Source organism: Pseudoalteromonas phenolica (genome assembly GCF_005886345.1).
In the GTDB taxonomy this organism is placed as follows: domain Bacteria; phylum Pseudomonadota; class Gammaproteobacteria; order Enterobacterales; family Alteromonadaceae; genus Pseudoalteromonas; species Pseudoalteromonas phenolica_A.
Genome location: NZ_PNEC01000001.1, coordinates 50,363 through 67,982, shown reverse-complemented (window position 1 = coordinate 67,982; position 17,620 = coordinate 50,363). Strand labels below are relative to the sequence as shown.

The following is a 17,620-nucleotide window of genomic DNA, read 5'->3' as shown; positions in this document are numbered from 1 at the left end:
GTCTAAAGTATGAATATTTTTAAACTTCGAGCGCATCTTGTTTAGATTCTTCATTGTCAGCTTGATAACACAATGCTGACAATATCTGTGTCACTTGCTTTATTCGCAACTCAAAACTGCTTTTTAATGCGCGCTCGTGAATGGTGTGGTCGCCGTCACCATAAGGGCCAAATCCATCTAAGGTTGGCACACCTGCTGCGCTGATTACGTTCGCATCTGACACACCACCGCGTTGTTCGGTTTTTAGCGGCTCATCTAAGATCATGGTAATCTCATCAAGAAGCTGCTGTTGTAGTGCATCAGGGCTCATCACACCGCGTTGTAAGCCACCGTTCACGTTAATTTGCACACCGGTGATTTCCACGGCGAAACAGATATTTTCTATGCCTTTGAGTAATCGCTGTTGCTCTTTTAAAGTTTTAAAACGGGCTTCGACCATCATATTGGCTTTTGGTGAAATGGTATTGGTGCTTAAACCGCCTGAAATTTTACCGACATTCACGGTACTGCCTTTTTTTAAATCGGTCAGAGCGGTCATCTCAGTGAGCATATTTGCCAGCGCATAGTTGGCATCGATGCCATCGGCATAATGATTACCGGCATGGGCAGCTTTGCCAATTATTTCAATATCGAACGTGGCAATGCCTTTTCTTCCTATAACGACTTCGTGATCTTTACCCGCCGCTTCAAATACCAAACATGCGTCATAGTCTTTGGCGAGCTTTGCAGTTAAATATTTACTGTCATCGCTGCCAGTTTCTTCATCACTGACCAATAAAAAATCGATGTTGTAGAGTGGGCCAAATTCCGCTCTTAAATTGCGAAGTGCATTCAGGGCGACAAAGTTACCGCCTTTCATATCGCACACACCAGGGCCATACACCCAGTCGTCATCTTGCTTAAACTCGGTAAAGGTATTTGGCGGAAACACGGTATCTAGATGGCCGAGTAACAAGACTTTTTTGCCCGCTCTTTTAGGGGTATGGAAAAGCAAGTGGTCACCAATATTTTCTCTTTGGTAACGGGTCATAGCAAAACCCAAAGGCGCAAGCAGCGCTATCATTTGCTCGCCATGTTCATCAATCCCTGCTTTGTTTTTACTGTGAGAATTACAACGAATAAGGGTTGCTAACTCTGCAAAATCTATCTGTGTCATAACGGATTTCCCTGTATTTAATTGCCGCCAGTTTCTCGACACTATGTTTCAAGGAGGTGAATGTTTTATGAACAAATTTTGTTCGCTGCAATTGGTCAAAAAAGTGTCATCTTGATCCGTTTAAATTGCGGCCAACAGCGCAAATAACCCTTTTGAGCTATACCCGTTTTTTCACACAAGGAGCACATTGTGACAGCACCTCATGTAGGCATTTGGATGTACGAAAATGGTGGCGGTAAAGCCATCGAGCAAAAACTAGTTCACGCTTTGGCTGAGCGAGGCATTCAAACCTCAACAGGATTAAATTTAAGAGATGCCAGAGCGCAAGGCGGCTCAATCATGTGTAATGGCATCGCGATGGAAAAGTTAGATACGTTTTTAAGCTATAACGCCGGGCAGCAAACTCAGTATCAGCTTTACTTATATCAAACATTGAGCGAAACCATTCCGACGCTGAATAATTACAACGCTTTCTCAATTGCTGAAGACAAATTCAGAACCTCTCACTTACTTAGCTCGCAAGGCATCGTAACGCCAGATTACCGTTTATGTCACAAGAACGACATGGACGGCTTAAAGTCAGCGATCCGCGACTTTGGCGGCAAGCTGGTTTACAAACCAACCGACGGCTGGGGTGGCGTTGGCATAGTAAAAATTGATTCTGAGCAAGCGCTCGACATGCTAATGCCATTTTTAAGCCGCACCGACTTACGTTATTTCTACGTAGAGCGCTTTATCAATTATGACAACACTGACTACCGCATTGATATTGTTGATGGCAAATGTGTGGGCTGTTATGGCCGTAAGGCACCAAAAGACGATTGGAAAACCAACATCACCAGCGGTGGCTCTGTATTCGTGCGCGAGCCAAGTGATGAAGTGGTTGATATTGCAGTTAAAGCCACAGAAACACTCGGGTTAGAGATCGCTGGTGTTGACCTTATTTACGACCGAGAACGAGAAGAATATGTGGTGCTTGAAGTGAATACTATTCCTGCCTTTGCCACGCCCGAACAAGAAGCGCTGGGGATTAACTTTAATCAGAGCAAAATCTCGGCGATGGTCGAGCTGATAGACAAAACTGTACAACGCAAACTTTCACTGCAATCTGCCAAGGTGGCTTAAATCATGACGAAGAAAACCTCACTGCCAAAAATCGGTCTGCTTTATTTAGACTATGTACTGCGCTTTTTTGATAAATCTAACTTTAAAGGTTGGCCCGATAAAATTGAGCAAGTGACCTATCATTGGGGCAATGACAAAGCCCGCTTTATTGCAGAAGTGAAGCGTAAAAAAATCGATGTGTTAATTGGTAATATTCCAGCTACAGCGTATGAGACATTTCGTGACATTGCCCGTGCTCTACCCAATGTGCGTTTTTTACCGTCACTAGATAGTCAGTTTTCTAATAAATCAAAAGAAAATGTCACGCATTTTTGTCGTAAGTACGACTTACCTATCCCGCATACTGAAATTTTCTATATTCCTGAAAAGGCGCAGTCTTATCTTGCCTCGGCGACTTATCCGAAGATCATCAAACGTTCTTACGGCCCATCTAATTATGGTGGTTACTTTGTCCATAAGGTAGATAGCTATGAAGAAGCGCAGAGCCTGTTGAGTGAAAAGCGTTATTACCCAGTGTACGTACAAGATTTTGTGCCGATGGAAGCCGATATTCGCGTCATGCTGATTGGTCACAAACCAGTTTGTGCATTCTGGCGTCGACCGCCAGAAGGAGAGTGGCTCACTAATACCAGTCAGGGCGGTAGCATGGATTACCAAGGTATTCCAAAGTCAGTGCTTGATTTAGCGACCAAGACTTCAAAAGCGGCAAATGCAGAGTATTGGGCTTGTGATATTGCGCTAGGCAAAGATGGCAAGCTGCGAATTTTAGAGTGTGCGACGGCGTTTGCAGCCTTCCCTTATATCCGAGATTGGATAGGCCAGTACTTGATGTGGCTATTAGGCGAAGGGCGTTTTCGCAAACCAAATATTCCTATTTATAACTGGGAAGAGCTGGGCAAAATCGATGCACGTTTTCTTCGTACTATGCGCCATATTGGTTTCTCTAAATATACCCCAAGCCAAGACTGCGGCGAATTATTTACCGATATGACAGAGCAAAGATATCCAATCTTTGATACCCAGTACCGCGCGGGTGAAGAGTGGCCGAGTGAAATCTGGAATCTACAAGATAACTTTAAACTGCCTGCCAAAGTGGTGCCAGCGTCAGCCATGCAACCTGTGCCAGGCAGTGATGAAGTCATGTCTGAAACCGATTTACCGAGTGTGGCATTTGATGAGTCACAAATTCGCGCCATGCTGGGCGAAGTAAAAGGCGTGGGCGACAAGATGATTGATGACATTTTGTCGACGTTTGGGGCTACTGGTGTAGTTGAGGCCTTAAATACTGAGCCTGAGCAGCTGTGTGTTGTAAAAAATCTCAAAGCGAAAAAGCTAGAGAAAATCGTCGATCACTGGCACGCCTTTACAAAAGCATAACGGGAAGTAGGCATGAAAATACAATACGCGTCGTATCAAGATACCATCGACTTTTTACAAAAAGCGATGAGTGAACATCCGCATTTAATCCGTCTACAAAGTATCGGTGAAACCTGGGAGGGCAGGCCCATTATGCTGGTTACTTTGTCATTAGATGTCACCTATGCGGATGACAAACCCGCGTTATTGTATACGGGCACCATTCACGCACGGGAGTGGATAGGGAATGAGTTAGCGATCAAGTTTATTCAGTATGTCATAGACAACTATCGCTTTAACCCTAAGTTACAAACAGCGTTAACACGGAACACGCTGTATATGGTGCCCTGCCTAAACCCTGACGGCTTTGAATACTCGCGGAATCACTTTTCATTTTGGCGTAAGAATCGCCGCAATAATGGTGATGGCACTTTTGGGGTGGATCTTAACCGCAACTTTGATGCTAAATTCATGCGTAACAGCAATACGCAGTCGAACACTTATGGTGGTCCACATGCATTTTCAGAGCCTGAAACCTGCGCCATTCGTGACTTCGTCGAAAAGCGCAGCAATATTTGTATTGCCCTTGACTACCATTCACAAGGAAATGTGTTCTTTCCGGCCCATAAGTTTAATCACGAAGTTGAGATTGAAGGCACAGATTTAAATGTGTTGTGTGCCAACATGAATAATGAGATTAAAAAGGTCACGGGACGTCAGTATGGCATTCATCGTGGCAAGCCACCTGCACAGCTGATCCAGGGCAGCGGTCGCGAGTATTATTATCGCAAGGGGATTATTGCCACAGTCGTTGAGGTAGGTACCCGAAATATTCCTGATTATATGAAGAATATGGCGCAGAGTGTGGCCGAGAATATCCCAGCGGTTGCCTATGCATTGGGTGAAGCCATTAACTACTCAAACCTTGCGCCTGCAAGAGTACCTGACTTCACCATTAAACAGGTGGGTCACGATAGCGTAGAGCTTGAGTGGGAATATGAACAGCGCGAAGATATTTATTTTGAATTGTACCGTGCTGAACATAATAAAAGCCCCTGTAATGAAGCCAACTTAGTGGCAATTACCAAATCATTGTCGTTCACCGATACACAACTAGAAAGCGGACAGTTTTATTTTTACAACATTCGTGCGGTGGATAAAGTCACTAAAATTAAATCGCCGTTTAGCCCAGAGCTGCGTTTAAAAACCTTATTGGCCGAGCATCAATGTAGCCGCACTTTATTCCCAGCCAAAGAGCAAGTTGGGTATTTAAGTGCTAACTATCAGCAAAAATCTCGCGAACGCTTTGGTTATAACTCGATGTTTATTGGTGTCGATAAAAAACGCGGTACGAGCGTTGGAGTAGTGGTATTTGATTTGGCGAATATTCCAGAAGGCTCACATATCGACCGGGCAGAGTTTTTCTTATATCCGATGAATCGGGTGAACGCGAAAATAGAAAAGTATGGTGAATGGTCGATATCGGTGCTCGATCCAAATCAAATTGATAATATCTATGACTACAATGCCATTTGTGAAGCACCCGCTTTGCATACGCTTGGACAAACGATTGAGTCTGATAAAATGACCCAAGGTATTTGGCTTAAATGGTCGTTTAATGGTGTAGAGCGAGATTTGATCTCTCAGTTGTTAGACGATCAAAAACTGATCTTACGCTTGCAAGGGCCAACCAATTTGCCACTAGGTAATGACTCGCAAGTCATGCAATTCGACATAGGTTATGGGCCATTTGGTAGTGGCTTACATTATCGCCCAAATTTAGAGTTGGTCTATCAACTACCAGAACAAAGCTTAAAGCTGACGCCAAACAGCTGTAATACCATTTACCAAGAGAAAGTGATTGTTGATAGTTTATGTTCAGGTTTCGACGACCAAGGTGAAATCGTCTACGGGCAAATGGCGTTTGAGCATCAACACGAGTTAGAGCCAGAAAAAACCGTGTTTACCCAAGCTTGCTTAACCTTGTACAGCCAAAACTCACTGCCATCGAGCAAAGACGTTCGGTTTACCGTGGAGCTGGTGGAGTTAAAAGACGTTGACTTTAAACACGTTAAACAGCGCCAGAAAATCGAATATATCGGCTATGAAGTGAGTAACGCCCAGCTTAAAGAGCGCACCGCACACGACTTTATGTTTGACAGCTACAGCTTGAAAGAGCTGGCGCGCTTACATCAAACACAAACCCCATATTACTTTGTGATCCGCGCCACCGCTGAATCTCAGGCAAAAAATGCGTTAATTGAGTGGAGTAATGCAGAGCTGAATATTCGCTACATAAACCGTCGTAATCAAGCTTTACCCGCACCTACAGAGTTACAGGCACAGGTTGAAAATGGAGTAGTAAAACTGACTTGGCAAAATCCAGAAAGCGATGATTTTGTCGGCTGTTTTGTGGTTCGAAATTGCTTCCATCCACCGCGTTCTCCGTTTGATGGCGTAAAGCTGTACGGCGGTCCAGATGAATACACGCTCGATAATTTTGGTAACCCTGATATTGCTAAATATTATGCGGTGTTTAGTTACGACCATGCGCCAAATTATTCAGAGCCCGCGGCGGTGTATTATTTGGGGTGACGAACGACCGATGCGAAGCATCGCAGCGTGAGGAAGTGGAGGCAAGGATGCCGACAGGGCCATGCTTCAGGGATGAATTATACCAATCCTCAATAATACTTAATCATTTTGAGGGATTAAAGCTGCCGCTAACCGCGTTAAAAAATTTATCATTTAGAACAACTAAATAGCAATATTTTCGCCTTGTTATCGACAAGCTTTCCTTGCCTCAAAATAGATCACTTAATTAAGAGAATTGGTATTAATTGAAAATAGATTTTTTTAATAGTTACTAACAAGAAAGGCCACATTTGTGGCCTTTTTGAACTATGTAGTGTCTAACAGTTAGTTAAAGCTCAAATGGTGCAACACCCACTGCTTGCATGGTGTAACCGGTTTGCGCTAATTCGCCACTCCAAGTTTCGACTTTGATAATCCCTGTGACTGTGATTGCATCATATAAACTTTCGATTGGCACGCCGTTTTTGATTTTTACATGGACGATCTGATTTGGTGGCGGCGGTGGCACGTGAATACACGCGCCAAAATATGGCACCAATAGAAACTCGGTGATCACTTCACTGTCACCTTCAAGGGGCACTACAAAGCCCGGTAAACTCACCGATTGCCCGTCTAATGCTTTTACCACCGGGGCGTCTAAATCTGGTTGCACCCAGTTTTGATCTGCGCCATCGTGGCTGGCTGCATCTTGGTTGCTAATTTGCACATGACCTTGTGGGATTAAGTCTTCCCAAAAAATTTCTTTCGGGGCTTGGGCAAAACTCAGTGCACTAAAGCACAAAGCAAAGCAGAGCGAAAATAATTTCATACTTAAAATGACCTTTTAAATTTTAATACTCATGCCGTCGCTGAGTGAATAATAATAGGCGCGCAGTGCAGGGAAGAGTCCCATCACAGTGCCAGCCAGCATAATAGCGCCCAATAGCATAACTTCATAGCTGCTGAGCATAGAAAGCGACAAGCTAATACCAAACTGTGCCTGTAACACAGGTTGCGCTAGCAAGATTGCCACAAAGAATAATGTCGTGCCGAGTAGGCAACCGAGTAGCGTGATGATCACCGCTTCACTGGTTAGCAAACTAAAAATATGCCAAGGGCGAGCGCCAACTGAGCGTAGAATGGCCAGCTCACGACGTCTTTGATTGAGCGTCGCGAGTAAAGTCGTCAGCATACCGAGCAAGCTGATGATGACCACCACGATTGAAAACAGCAATAAGATCTTTTCAACAATATCTAACATGCCCCACAGTTCGCGCAAGGTGACGCCGGGCATAATGGCCAGCAGTGGCTCGCCTTTATATTGGTTGATATTACGACGAACTTGCAAAGTATAAAGAGGTGAATCAAAACCCATTAGAAACGCAGTGATTTGCTTTGGCTCACCAATTAAATCGCCTGGCTCACTCTCAACTGGCTGGTGGGTCTTATGCCCATGCTCGCCATGACTATGCTCGCCATGACTATAGTCGTCATGCTCATGGTCGTCATGCTCATGGTCGTCATGTGAGTGATGATCTTCATGTTTATGCTCATCATGAGAATGAACTGCTTCGTTTGAAGGTTTATTAATCGCCTTTCCAATCATGCGCGGCGAAGCGTTATGACCAGAACCATGCATTTCATCAATGGCGATAAGTGGCACATGTACAGTTCGGTCTACGGGCGTGCCGGTTGGCTTTAAAATACCGACTATGGTCATTGGATTATCATCATGATGGTGAAAGCTGGTGTTACCCATACCATGAGAAATCACGATTTGTTCTCCGAGATGGTAGTTGAGCTTTTTCGCCACATCGCTGCCGAGAACCACTTCGCGACCATTATGAAATGCGCGACCATGTTCAAATGCCAGCATTTGCTTTTTCCCGTAACGGAAATGGGTGAAGTAGCTGCTATCTGTGCCTAATACCGCATACCCTTTGTGGCTGTCGCCAAGGCTTATCGGGATGGTCCATGCTACACCGCGTTGCTGTTTAATGTACTCATAGCTTTGCCACTGCACAGCATTGTTGGCATGACCTATACGAAAGACACTTGAGAGCAACAGCTGTATGTCGCCCGTGCGTGCTCCGACAATTAAATCTGTACCAGAAATGGTATTGGCGAAGCTGCTTTTTGCTTCTTGTCTCACTCGTTCAATTGAGAGTAGCAGCATCACACTGATGGCGATGGTGAATAGAGTGAGGAAAACGCTCGATTTACGATTCCAACTACTTTTGAAGGCCAGAGATGCTAAGTTCATTTTGCCGCTCCGTTAATCTCATTCAAACTCACTTTTCTATCGAATAGCTGCGCCAAGCTGTGGTCGTGACTGACAAATAAAATAGTAGCTTGGTATTTTTCTGCTTGGTTAAACAGGGTTTCAATAAAGGCTTCACGGCTGTCGGCATCAAGTGCTGAAGTCGGTTCATCGGCAATGATAAGCTCTGGCTGACCAATAAATGCCCGTGCAGCAGCCACTCGCTGTTGCTGACCGATACTTAATTCACTGACAGATTTAGCTTGTAGAGTGTGGTCTATCCCTAAATTTTCTAGCAAGCTAATAGCGATTTGCTGTAAAGACTGGGTGAGTTTGCTTTTTCGCATTTTAGAGTATTGGCAGCCAAGCATGACGTTCTCAATGGGGTCTAAAAATGGCAGCAAATTAAAGTTTTGAAAAATAGTCCCAATATGATCTGCCCTAAATTGATCTCGTTTTGCAGCTGAAAGTTGACGCATTTGCGTATCTAAAATTTTAATATCACCCGCTTGAATGGCATTAATACCTGCTAATAATCCGAGCAGGGTCGATTTACCACTGCCACTTGGGCCGTGTAAAAATATTCGCTCGCCTTGGCTAATTGTTAGAGCAGCAATATCTAGGGTAGGTGCGGGGTGTTTAGGCCAGCTAAATACGAGGTTGTTTATCTCAATCATAATGGGCTCAATAAACTAAAAACACTGTGATGGTATAACAGTTTTCTCATCGGCTAAACTCTGCTCGGTTTAATTACCAAAATTCAACGATAAACCCCACATTTAACAACATAAGAGTTCGGGTTTAGTTTGTGATTTAAGGGTCTTGCGATTATTATATGCACTTCTAACCCCCTCATATTTTTTGCACCCCTTAGCAAGGTGCATCCGGCCTTGGAGTAATAATGAGTAGCTACAAAGTTTTAGAAGTGAATGATGATCTACCGATCCGCACAAAAGGTGCCGTTCACAGTGGTAAAGTCCGTTCAGTTTATTGGTTAACCGACGAAGACAGTGCGCGTTTAATTGAAGAAAAAGGCTACGATGTACCTAAAGGTACAGAGCTGGCGATCATGGTAATTTCTGATCGTATTTCTGCGTTTGACTGTATTTGGCAGGGCGAAAATGGCTTAAATGGTGTACCAGGTAAGGGTATTGCACTTAACAGCGTGGCATCACACTGGTTTAAGTTATTCGATCAAGCAGGTCTTGCGGGCAACCACATTGTAGACATTCCACACCCTTATGTGTGGATCGTGCGTAAAGCAAGCACGGTGCGTGTTGAAGCGATTGCGCGTCAGTACATTACAGGTAGCATGTGGCGTGATTACAGCAAAGGTGTGCGCAACTTCTGTGGTATTGAGTTACCAGAAGGGCTTGAAGCGAACCAGAAGTTAGACGAAGTACTGATCACTCCATCTACAAAAGGCATTATCACTGACGTACCAGAAGTACCACCAGTGGATGATGTAAACATCACGCGTAAAAACATCACGGATAATCTAGCGGCATTTAACTTCAAATCAGAAGCGGATGTGGCTCAGTACGAAAAGCTTTTAACTGAAGGTTTTGCATTGATCAGCAAAGAACTTGCTAAGCTTGATCAGATCTTTGTTGATACCAAATTTGAGTTTGGTTACGTAGAGCAAACTGATGGCACTGAGCAGCTTATCTACATTGATGAAGTGGGTACACCTGATTCATCTCGTATTTGGGATGGTCCTGCATTCCGTGATGGTAAAGTAATTGAAAACTCTAAAGAAGGTTTCCGTCAGTTACTGATCAATAACGTGCCAGACAGCGATGTATTGCTCAATAAAGATAGAATGCCTGAGCGTGAGCAACTGGCACAAGATTACAAGCTACCAGTCGATGTGATGATGTCAGTATCTGACACTTATGTAGGTATCGCGAGTAAGATTGTAGGCAAAGAATTAACGATCCCTGCCGACCCTCGTGCAGAAGTGATTGCTATCCTTGATAGTGAATATGGTCTGATCGACTAAGCGTTTCGCTAAAGTGATTTAATAGGTCATACCTAAAGCTATTAAATCCTTAGCCTGATAATACTAAAAACTTGTATTATCAGGCTTTATTCTCAAAATCCTTGCAATTAACAAGGTTATCCCTTTATCTTTACTAAGATCTCGGTCAATGAATTTAAGGCAATATTGGTCTATATTCATAAACATATTTTGACTCTTTATTTTCGCTAACTTTTCCATTTTGAGTCACTTAAATATTCAGCGTGCAAAGGGAACATCATGAGCACCACTTTAAAACAACGTATTATTTTACTGTGTGTCGGGCTTGTATTACTTACGGCGATCACAAGCTTAGCGAGCTTTTGGTGGTCAACTAATCAATATAATGACAAACAAGTACAACAAGGCATTAAAGTTGCCCAAAATGTTTATCAACAATACCTAAAAGCAAAAGAGCGCTTACTTGTCACTGCATCTACGGTATTGACCGCAGATTTCGGCTTTAAGCAAGCTGTAGCGAGTCGAGATCAAGAGACCATTCAAAGTGCGCTGTTTAATCACAGTAATCGCATTGATGCAGATTTGATGTTACTGATGGACCTTAAAGGTAATGTAATTGCCTCTAATAAAGAAGGACTGATGCTACCTAAAAATAGTCAGCAATTGATGAAAAAGTTGCTTACTAATGGTAAAGAGTCGACTTTCATTGTTATAGATAATCAACTTTATCAGACCATTATTTTACCCGTTAAAGCCCCTAGAACCATTGCTTTAAGTGTGGTTGGTTTTGCCGTTAATGAGATTATTGCGCAAGAGCTGAAAGAGCTAACGGGCGTTGAGATGAGCTTTATCTCTCATGCGACGGGCCTAAAGGCCAGCTCAATAGAGTTACCTCAAACACAAAGTGACTTATTAGCCTTTATCCATGACCAAACAACCACTCGATGGTTTACTGACTACCCTGTTTTTATTAGTGCAGAAGTGTCGTTGCCAGCATTATCGAGTAATCCTATCAGTGTGATACTTAGTGCCAATCTGACAGAACAATACGATGAATTCGATCAACTCGTTTTGAGCATTATTTTATTGTCATGTGGCACCATCGTCCTGGGTTTTTTAACTAGTGGTTTTCTGGCAAACAACCTCACGACGCCTCTGCAGCACCTAACTGAAATGGCCAAGCAATTTTCAAAGGGGGATTACAGCGCGAATTTAACAGATAACAGTCCAAGTAAAGAAATTTGTGAGCTGTTTGATGCCTTCCAAGAGATGGGTGAAGATATTCAAGAGCGTGAAAAGAAAATTCGTTTTCAGGCTCAGCACGATCACTTAACAGGCTTTTACAATCGCACAGCTGCGTTAGAACGTTTAACTGAAAAGCTTTCTAGTAACCCAATCTTATACCTTGTTGCGATAGATATTCGTGGTTTAAGGCATATTAATGACAAATTAGGTCCCAGAGTAGGGGATGACTGTATTCGTGCAGTTGCTAAGCGAATTGAAGAAGTTACTGAAGACTTTAATGGTTTGCATGCTCGTATTGGTGGTGATGAGTTTTTAGTAGTGATGAACCCCACCGAAGGGAGTACGGTTGAGCAATGTGTCGCCAAGCTTAATAAAGCCCTAGTTAAAAGTTATATGATCAGAAACTTAGACATTGCGCTGCGCTTTAGCATGGGGGTGGTGATCTATCCTCAGCAAGCAGGTAACCCTGAAGATCTTGTACGTAGGGCACTAATCGCTGTTGATACTGCCGCACAGGATGGTCATGAAATTTATTATTATCGTGATGGCGAAGATGAAGAGCACCTTTCAAGACTTAAACTAATAGATGAATTAAAACAAGCGCTGAGTAATGACGATGGGCAATTATTTATGGCCTATCAACCTAAGTTAAACTTAAAAACACAACAAATTGATAAAGTTGAAGCGCTGATCCGTTGGCATAAGCCTGATGGACAATGGGTCTCTCCAGAGTTATTTATCGACCTTGCTGAGCAGTCTGGCTTGATTGTTGAATTAACTCAGTGGGTCGTTTCTACTGTTGTTAAGCAGCTTGCCGAGTGGCAGCAGCAAGGCGTCACAATGAAAGCGGCGATTAATGTGTCTGCGCAGGATATTGCCCATGATGATTTTTTCCCACATTTAGAGTCTCAACTAGCGCTTTCTAAAGTGACTCCTGCATTAATCACCATTGAGCTCACTGAGCGAGACATGATAGAAAATGAGGAAAAAGGCATCGCAGCACTTAAAGCTCTAAAAGAACTCGGAGTGATGATTTCTCTAGATGACTATGGTGTAGGACAAACCTCACTTGGGCGTCTTAAAATGCTACCTATTGATGAGTTAAAATTAGATAAAGTGTTTATTCTAAAACTTGACGAGTCTCAGCAAGATCAACACATTGTACAATCAACGATTACACTTGGGCATCAGCTTGGTTTTTCAGTCGTTGCAGAAGGAGTAGAAAACCTAGCGTCTCTAAAATTACTTGACCAAATGCAGTGTGATTATGCGCAAGGATACTACTTAAGCAAACCGCTTCCATCGACTGAGTTTTTAAATTGGTTGGTGGATTATCATAAGGCAGGTTAATTTGTGAAGTTGCAATAAGACTCAATAAAAACGAGCCAGAAGCTCGTTTTTTATTTTTGGGTGATTTTAGATAGGTCAGCTGAAACTTTCTTTCGTTCAAAGTGCATTTTGATTCGAAATTTTAAATTGCGTAGAAAAGTACTATGATTCGAATGCCTTCCTTTATTGACAGACTCTATATCACTTTCAAAATCATTATGCTCAGAGATAGGGTAAGGCCTGATACCGATAATACTCAAGCCAACTTCACTATGGAATTGAATATCAAGGTCAACAGCCCGATAAAAGCGTTTTCTTTTAAGTAATTTACGTGCTCCTTCTAAGCTTAATAAATAACCCAAACAACCATTAGGTACTTTTCGAAAGTTTCCAATGCTGAAGGTGTTGTTGAGCTTTTGGCTTTCGACAAATGGAATATCTCGATTGTCGAAAAGTTTAATTAATTCCCAACCTTGTAAATGCTCAATTTGTTCGAGCACTTTGGGTAGCTCGTCACTGATAGATAAATCATCTTCAAGGATTAAACAATACGGAATTTGTTCGTTGACGATTTTCTTCCATACGCGTTTATGACTGACATAGCATCCTATTTCACCAATTGTTAAGTCTCTATGGTGACTTTGTTTGTTTTTTTCTTTGTCATACCACTGAGCAACTTCTTGTTCAGTCAATGACTTTCCAATTGTGGCATCAAACCTTGTGCTCTCTAATCCGAGTAATTTAAGCTGGTGTGAGGTGCTTTCCCACCTTTCGATGCTACTTGCCATGTTGATGATAAAAATAGGAATCTGCATAGATATGTTCTTATTGCTTATTTGGTTGAGGTAATGTTAATTCTGCTTTATCTATGAAAGTTATGCTAGTTTGAAGTAAAGCATTGCTTCGCTGGACAATATTTTCTGGGTTAATATCTTGAACTAGAAAACTGTCGTTGAGTTGTAAGCTGTGTTCAGCCGTTGCAGCGATAACATTAGGCGTTTTTGGTACTACCAAAGACCAAGGGCTAGTGCCTTGCCCAACAATGGCTACGCATGGCGTTTGTAATGCCGCTGCCATATGCATTGGGCCAGAATCTATACTAATTAGTAAATCGAACGCAGCAATATGATCGACTAAGTCCGTCAACGACGTTTTCCCTGTTAAATCTGTGCAAGTCATATTCAAGCTATTTGCATATTCAAACAGCTTTTGGTTTTCTGCTTGTTCCGATCTATCACCAATCAGAATTAAGTTAGGCAGATACTTTTCATTAAGTAAGGCAATCACTTGTTTTGCTTGTTTAAACGGGTAGTGACGCGCACCTTTATTCTTACCACCTAAATACAGACCAATATTGATTTTATCGTTATCAGAGACTGCACTTTCAACCTGTTGATAAGTTAATTTAGGAGTATCAAACTGCTCAAAACAGTTACCATGTGTTTCGTTAATTAAACGGCAATATCTCAGTAAATAATGATGATTAACATTTAAATTTAATGGGTGACTGAGAAGTGGTTTTCGGCCATTTTGTGCGTAGCCAATGACAGTTTTAATGCCTGCAAGTTTAGCTAGAAGCGCTTCAGAGAGTGAGCCTCTAAATAAGACAGCCATTGAGAATTTATGTTGTTTTAGCTTCTTGGCAAGTGAAAACACTGAAAGTTTAGCTTCACCAAAACGCTCATCGGTAATCACTTTGATATTGTAAAACTTATCGCGCGCAAATAGTTCAACCATGTAAGGCCGAGCTAAAAGATAAATTTCATTGTCAGGGTAGAGTTTTCTGATTAGCTCGATAGCAGATAGAGTATTGATTGCATCGCCAATAAACTTAGGTAGTACGGCTAAAATAGGGCCTGAAATAGCTTCTTTTTTAATAGCTTCTTTTTTTATAGCGTTCACCATGGCGATTATATTGTACTTGTGAAAATTGCCGTCTAGTATAGCCTGATTGATAGTTGCTTTGGGAGAGTAAGGATGAAAAACATCAAGTCGTGTGAGTGGCTACAAGAAAACCTTGAACGCGTTCATGTCTTCGATGCGGGCATAGTGAGTGCAGGCGTGAAAGGGGCATATTGCCCTCAAGCAATCATTCAGGGTGCCAAACGATTTGATATCAAAGGTGCACTATGTGAACCAGAAGCAAAGCTTTCAAGCACCATGTGTGGTGCGCAGCAATTTCAGGCAGAAATGCGCCAGCTAGGTGTAAATAACACTGACACTGTGATTGTTTATGATGACAAAGGCCTTTTCAGTGCTGCACGTGCTTGGTGGATGTTCAAAAGCATGGGCTTTGAAGAGGTGTATGTAATCGATGGTGGCTTAGTACGTTGGCTTGAATTGGGTTTACCTACTCAGGCTGAGTACAGTCAAGCTAAAACCATAGGTGATTTTGTCGCTCATCCAAGATCGGGTTACTTTATCGATAAGCAAGTGGTTCTCAATGCCATAGACGATCCTAATAGCTTATTGCTTGATGCACGCAGTTACAAGCGTTTTACAGGCGACGAGCCAGAGCCAAGAGCGGGTATGATTTCTGGGCATATTCCAAACAGCAAAAGTATGCACTATGCGAGTGTGCTCGATGAAAGCAAATGCCTGAAACCAATCTCTGAATTACATGAAAGGTTGAAAACTTTGGGCGTCGAAGGTAAGTCTCTGCAGTTTAGCTGCGGCTCGGGCATAACAGCTTGTATTTTGGCCATGATAGCAGAGGAATGTGGTTATCAAGATTTAGCTGTGTACGATGGCTCATGGTCAGAGTGGGGCAATGCCGAAAATAGCCTACCCATAGAAACCGGCGAAGTATAAGTGACTACTTAACCTGAGCTCAGGTCTATTTATAAGGGCAATGGCGACAGCCGTTGCCACAGCACTTACCTCGTTTTAAGTGTGCCCAACGACTCATCACGAGCAAGCCATTTTCCATATCATAATCAATGCCTTCAATAAAATTAGTGTTGTTTTGATAAGGTCGTGCGAGCGCAAGCTGATCCTTTATAGGCTTGTGTTTTATATCTTCGATGTAGATCCTAATATTTTTTATTAAACAAGCGCGACATACGCAGCCAGATGAATCGGAAATAGGTAGAATATTTGGCAGTGTCATACACCAGCAATCAGTATCGGCACTACATTTTAGAGTTTGCTGGCATTGCTCGCAGTTCATGAATACATTCGAATAAGAGAAATTTACATGAATAATAACATGACTCACCTTGAGGCCGTTAAAGCCATCGTGCACTTTAGTGAAAAGCGTTCAGAGGCCTTTTCAGTCTTACTTGCTGCCTCGCAGTCAGAGGTTGTCTACTTCGTTAGTAACCAAGATGTTTTAGCTGTATTAGATAAAGTGCTGAGTAAGCAGTTAGATATTGATGAATTAGAAATGTGGGCACAGTTACTCGATATGCGAGAAGACATCGATACACAAAAAGTCGAAGGCGTGTTGTATGCATTGAGTAACCCCGAACAGATGGGACAAATTACAATGAGAAAAATTCAGCAATTAAGCATGTTATTGAAAGCTGAAAGTTAAAAGCTAATAAGAAAAAAGCAGCCGAAGCTGCTTTTTTACTAGGTTAAACTTGAAACCTGATTATTTGTGATAAGCCAAACACGCCTCAACTTCGTTCTTAGAACCAAGAATTACCGCAACACGCTGGTGGATGTCATTTGGTTGAATATCCATAATACGCTCTTCACCTGTGTGCGCTAAACCGCCCGCTTGCTCTACTAGCATTGCCATTGGATTTGCTTCGTACATCAAACGAAGTTTGTATGGTTTTTCTGGATTTTTGGTGTCTGCAGGGTAAGTGAATAAACCACCGCGGCATAATACACGGTGTACATCACCAACCATGGCTGCAATCCAGCGCATGTTAAAGTTTTTACCGCGAGGGCCAGTATCTCCAGCTAACAAATCTTGAATGTAGTTTTTCATTGCTGGTTGCCAGTGACGCTGGTTAGAGGCGTTAATTGCGAACTCTTTGGTATCTTCTGGAATTTTCGCAAAGTCTTCAGTTAATAAGAAGCTGCCATGCGTTTTATCAAGGGTGAAAATACGTGTGCCTTTACCAGTAGAAAGCGCAAGCGTTGTTGATGGGCCATATAGTACATAACCTGCTGCAACTTGCTTGTGACCTGGTTGCATGAAGATAGCAGGATCCGCAGGATCTGAATCTTTAGGCGCTTCCATGATTGAGAAAATCGTACCAACCAGTGAGTTGATGTCGGTGTTTGAAGAACCATCAAGTGGGTCAAATGCGACAATAAAATTAGCGTCTGAGTTACCCGCCACCGTGTAGTCTTCTTCTTCAGAGGCAATTGCTTTTACATAGCCAGACTCTAATAAGATGTCTTTTAATAGCTGGTTAGACAGCACATCAAGCTTCTTCTGCGTTTCACCTTGAATGTTTTCGTCTAATGTTGAACCTAATACACCAGAAAGTGCGCCTTGGCCAACACGGAATGAAATCTCTTTACAAGCCGCAAGGATAGTGCGGATCAATGAAACTAACTCTCTAGAACAACCGTCTTCAATTAACACTGGAGGAAGTCTACGCATAGTAAATAGTCCTGATAACGTTATGGTCGC

General features: G+C 42.5%; 15 protein-coding genes. 7 read left to right on the top strand and 8 right to left on the bottom strand.

Going from position 1 to position 17,620, the window contains the following annotated elements; genetic code table 11:
- Positions 1–19: 19 nt before the first annotated feature.
- A complete protein-coding gene (locus tag CWB72_RS00325; RefSeq protein WP_138628410.1) occupies positions 20–1,156 on the bottom strand; it encodes a M20 family metallopeptidase in 1,137 nt (378 codons plus the stop codon).
- A 189-nt stretch (positions 1,157–1,345) separates the two neighbouring features.
- On the opposite strand from CWB72_RS00325, the gene CWB72_RS00320 reads away from it, so the two are divergent.
- Genes CWB72_RS00320 through CWB72_RS00310 form a run of 3 tightly spaced genes read left to right on the top strand, consistent with a single transcriptional unit; the run spans position 1,346 to position 6,232 of the window.
- Positions 1,346–2,281: an ATP-grasp domain-containing protein gene (locus tag CWB72_RS00320; RefSeq protein WP_130254114.1), complete on the top strand. Its 936-nt coding sequence runs from the start codon at positions 1,346–1,348 to the stop codon at positions 2,279–2,281.
- A 3-nt stretch (positions 2,282–2,284) separates the two neighbouring features.
- Entirely contained in the window at positions 2,285–3,658 is a 1,374-nt protein-coding gene (locus CWB72_RS00315) for an ATP-grasp domain-containing protein (protein ID WP_138628408.1), read from the top strand.
- A gap of 12 nt (positions 3,659–3,670) precedes the next feature.
- Positions 3,671–6,232 carry a M14 family zinc carboxypeptidase gene (locus CWB72_RS00310; RefSeq protein ID WP_138628406.1) on the top strand — a complete coding sequence of 854 codons (2,562 nt, stop codon included), beginning with the start codon at positions 3,671–3,673 and terminating at the stop codon, positions 6,230–6,232.
- 328 nt (positions 6,233–6,560) lie between these two features.
- Here the strand turns inward: CWB72_RS00310 and CWB72_RS00305 are convergent, their stop codons facing one another.
- Genes CWB72_RS00305 through CWB72_RS00295 form a run of 3 tightly spaced genes read right to left on the bottom strand, consistent with a single transcriptional unit; the run spans position 6,561 to position 9,148 of the window.
- The gene (locus CWB72_RS00305) at positions 6,561–7,040 is read right to left on the bottom strand and encodes a DUF3299 domain-containing protein (RefSeq protein WP_138628404.1); all 480 of its coding nucleotides are present in this window, start codon (positions 7,038–7,040) and stop codon (positions 6,561–6,563) included.
- 15 nt (positions 7,041–7,055) lie between these two features.
- Entirely contained in the window at positions 7,056–8,474 is a 1,419-nt protein-coding gene (locus CWB72_RS00300; RefSeq protein WP_138628402.1) for an ABC transporter permease, read from the bottom strand.
- Positions 8,471–9,148 carry an ABC transporter ATP-binding protein gene (locus CWB72_RS00295; RefSeq protein ID WP_138628400.1) on the bottom strand — a complete coding sequence of 226 codons (678 nt, stop codon included), beginning with the start codon at positions 9,146–9,148 and terminating at the stop codon, positions 8,471–8,473. Before CWB72_RS00295 ends, CWB72_RS00300 begins: the two co-directional genes overlap by 4 nt.
- A 224-nt stretch (positions 9,149–9,372) precedes the next feature.
- Here CWB72_RS00295 and CWB72_RS00290 point away from each other — a divergent pair, with 224 nt between their 5' ends.
- Positions 9,373–10,473 carry a phosphoribosylaminoimidazolesuccinocarboxamide synthase gene (locus tag CWB72_RS00290; protein ID WP_138628398.1) on the top strand — a complete coding sequence of 367 codons (1,101 nt, stop codon included), beginning with the start codon at positions 9,373–9,375 and terminating at the stop codon, positions 10,471–10,473.
- A gap of 258 nt (positions 10,474–10,731) precedes the next feature.
- Complete coding sequence (locus tag CWB72_RS00285) at positions 10,732–13,047, top strand: bifunctional diguanylate cyclase/phosphodiesterase (protein WP_138628396.1); 2,316 nt, start codon at positions 10,732–10,734, stop codon at positions 13,045–13,047.
- Positions 13,048–13,097: 50 nt separating this feature from the next.
- Here the strand turns inward: CWB72_RS00285 and CWB72_RS00280 are convergent, their stop codons facing one another.
- The gene (locus CWB72_RS00280; protein WP_138628394.1) at positions 13,098–13,841 is read right to left on the bottom strand and encodes a glycosyltransferase family 25 protein; all 744 of its coding nucleotides are present in this window, start codon (positions 13,839–13,841) and stop codon (positions 13,098–13,100) included.
- 10 nt (positions 13,842–13,851) lie between these two features.
- On the bottom strand, positions 13,852–14,931 hold the full coding sequence (locus CWB72_RS00275; RefSeq protein ID WP_130254104.1) for a glycosyltransferase family 9 protein: 1,080 nt from the start codon (positions 14,929–14,931) through the stop codon (positions 13,852–13,854).
- A 72-nt stretch (positions 14,932–15,003) separates the two neighbouring features.
- On the opposite strand from CWB72_RS00275, the gene CWB72_RS00270 reads away from it, so the two are divergent.
- Entirely contained in the window at positions 15,004–15,837 is an 834-nt protein-coding gene (locus tag CWB72_RS00270) for a sulfurtransferase (RefSeq protein ID WP_138628392.1), read from the top strand.
- Positions 15,838–15,862: 25 nt separating this feature from the next.
- On the opposite strand, the gene CWB72_RS00265 is transcribed toward CWB72_RS00270, so the two are convergent.
- The gene (locus CWB72_RS00265; protein WP_138628390.1) at positions 15,863–16,195 is read right to left on the bottom strand and encodes a DUF5522 domain-containing protein; all 333 of its coding nucleotides are present in this window, start codon (positions 16,193–16,195) and stop codon (positions 15,863–15,865) included.
- Between the two features lie 27 nt (positions 16,196–16,222).
- Here CWB72_RS00265 and CWB72_RS00260 point away from each other — a divergent pair, with 27 nt between their 5' ends.
- Positions 16,223–16,561, top strand: coding sequence for a hypothetical protein (locus CWB72_RS00260; protein WP_138628389.1), 339 nt, complete (start codon positions 16,223–16,225; stop codon positions 16,559–16,561).
- Between the two features lie 60 nt (positions 16,562–16,621).
- Here CWB72_RS00260 and CWB72_RS00255 read toward each other — a convergent pair whose 3' ends face one another.
- Entirely contained in the window at positions 16,622–17,590 is a 969-nt protein-coding gene (locus CWB72_RS00255) for a class 1 fructose-bisphosphatase (RefSeq protein ID WP_138628387.1), read from the bottom strand.
- Positions 17,591–17,620 lie beyond the last annotated feature (30 nt).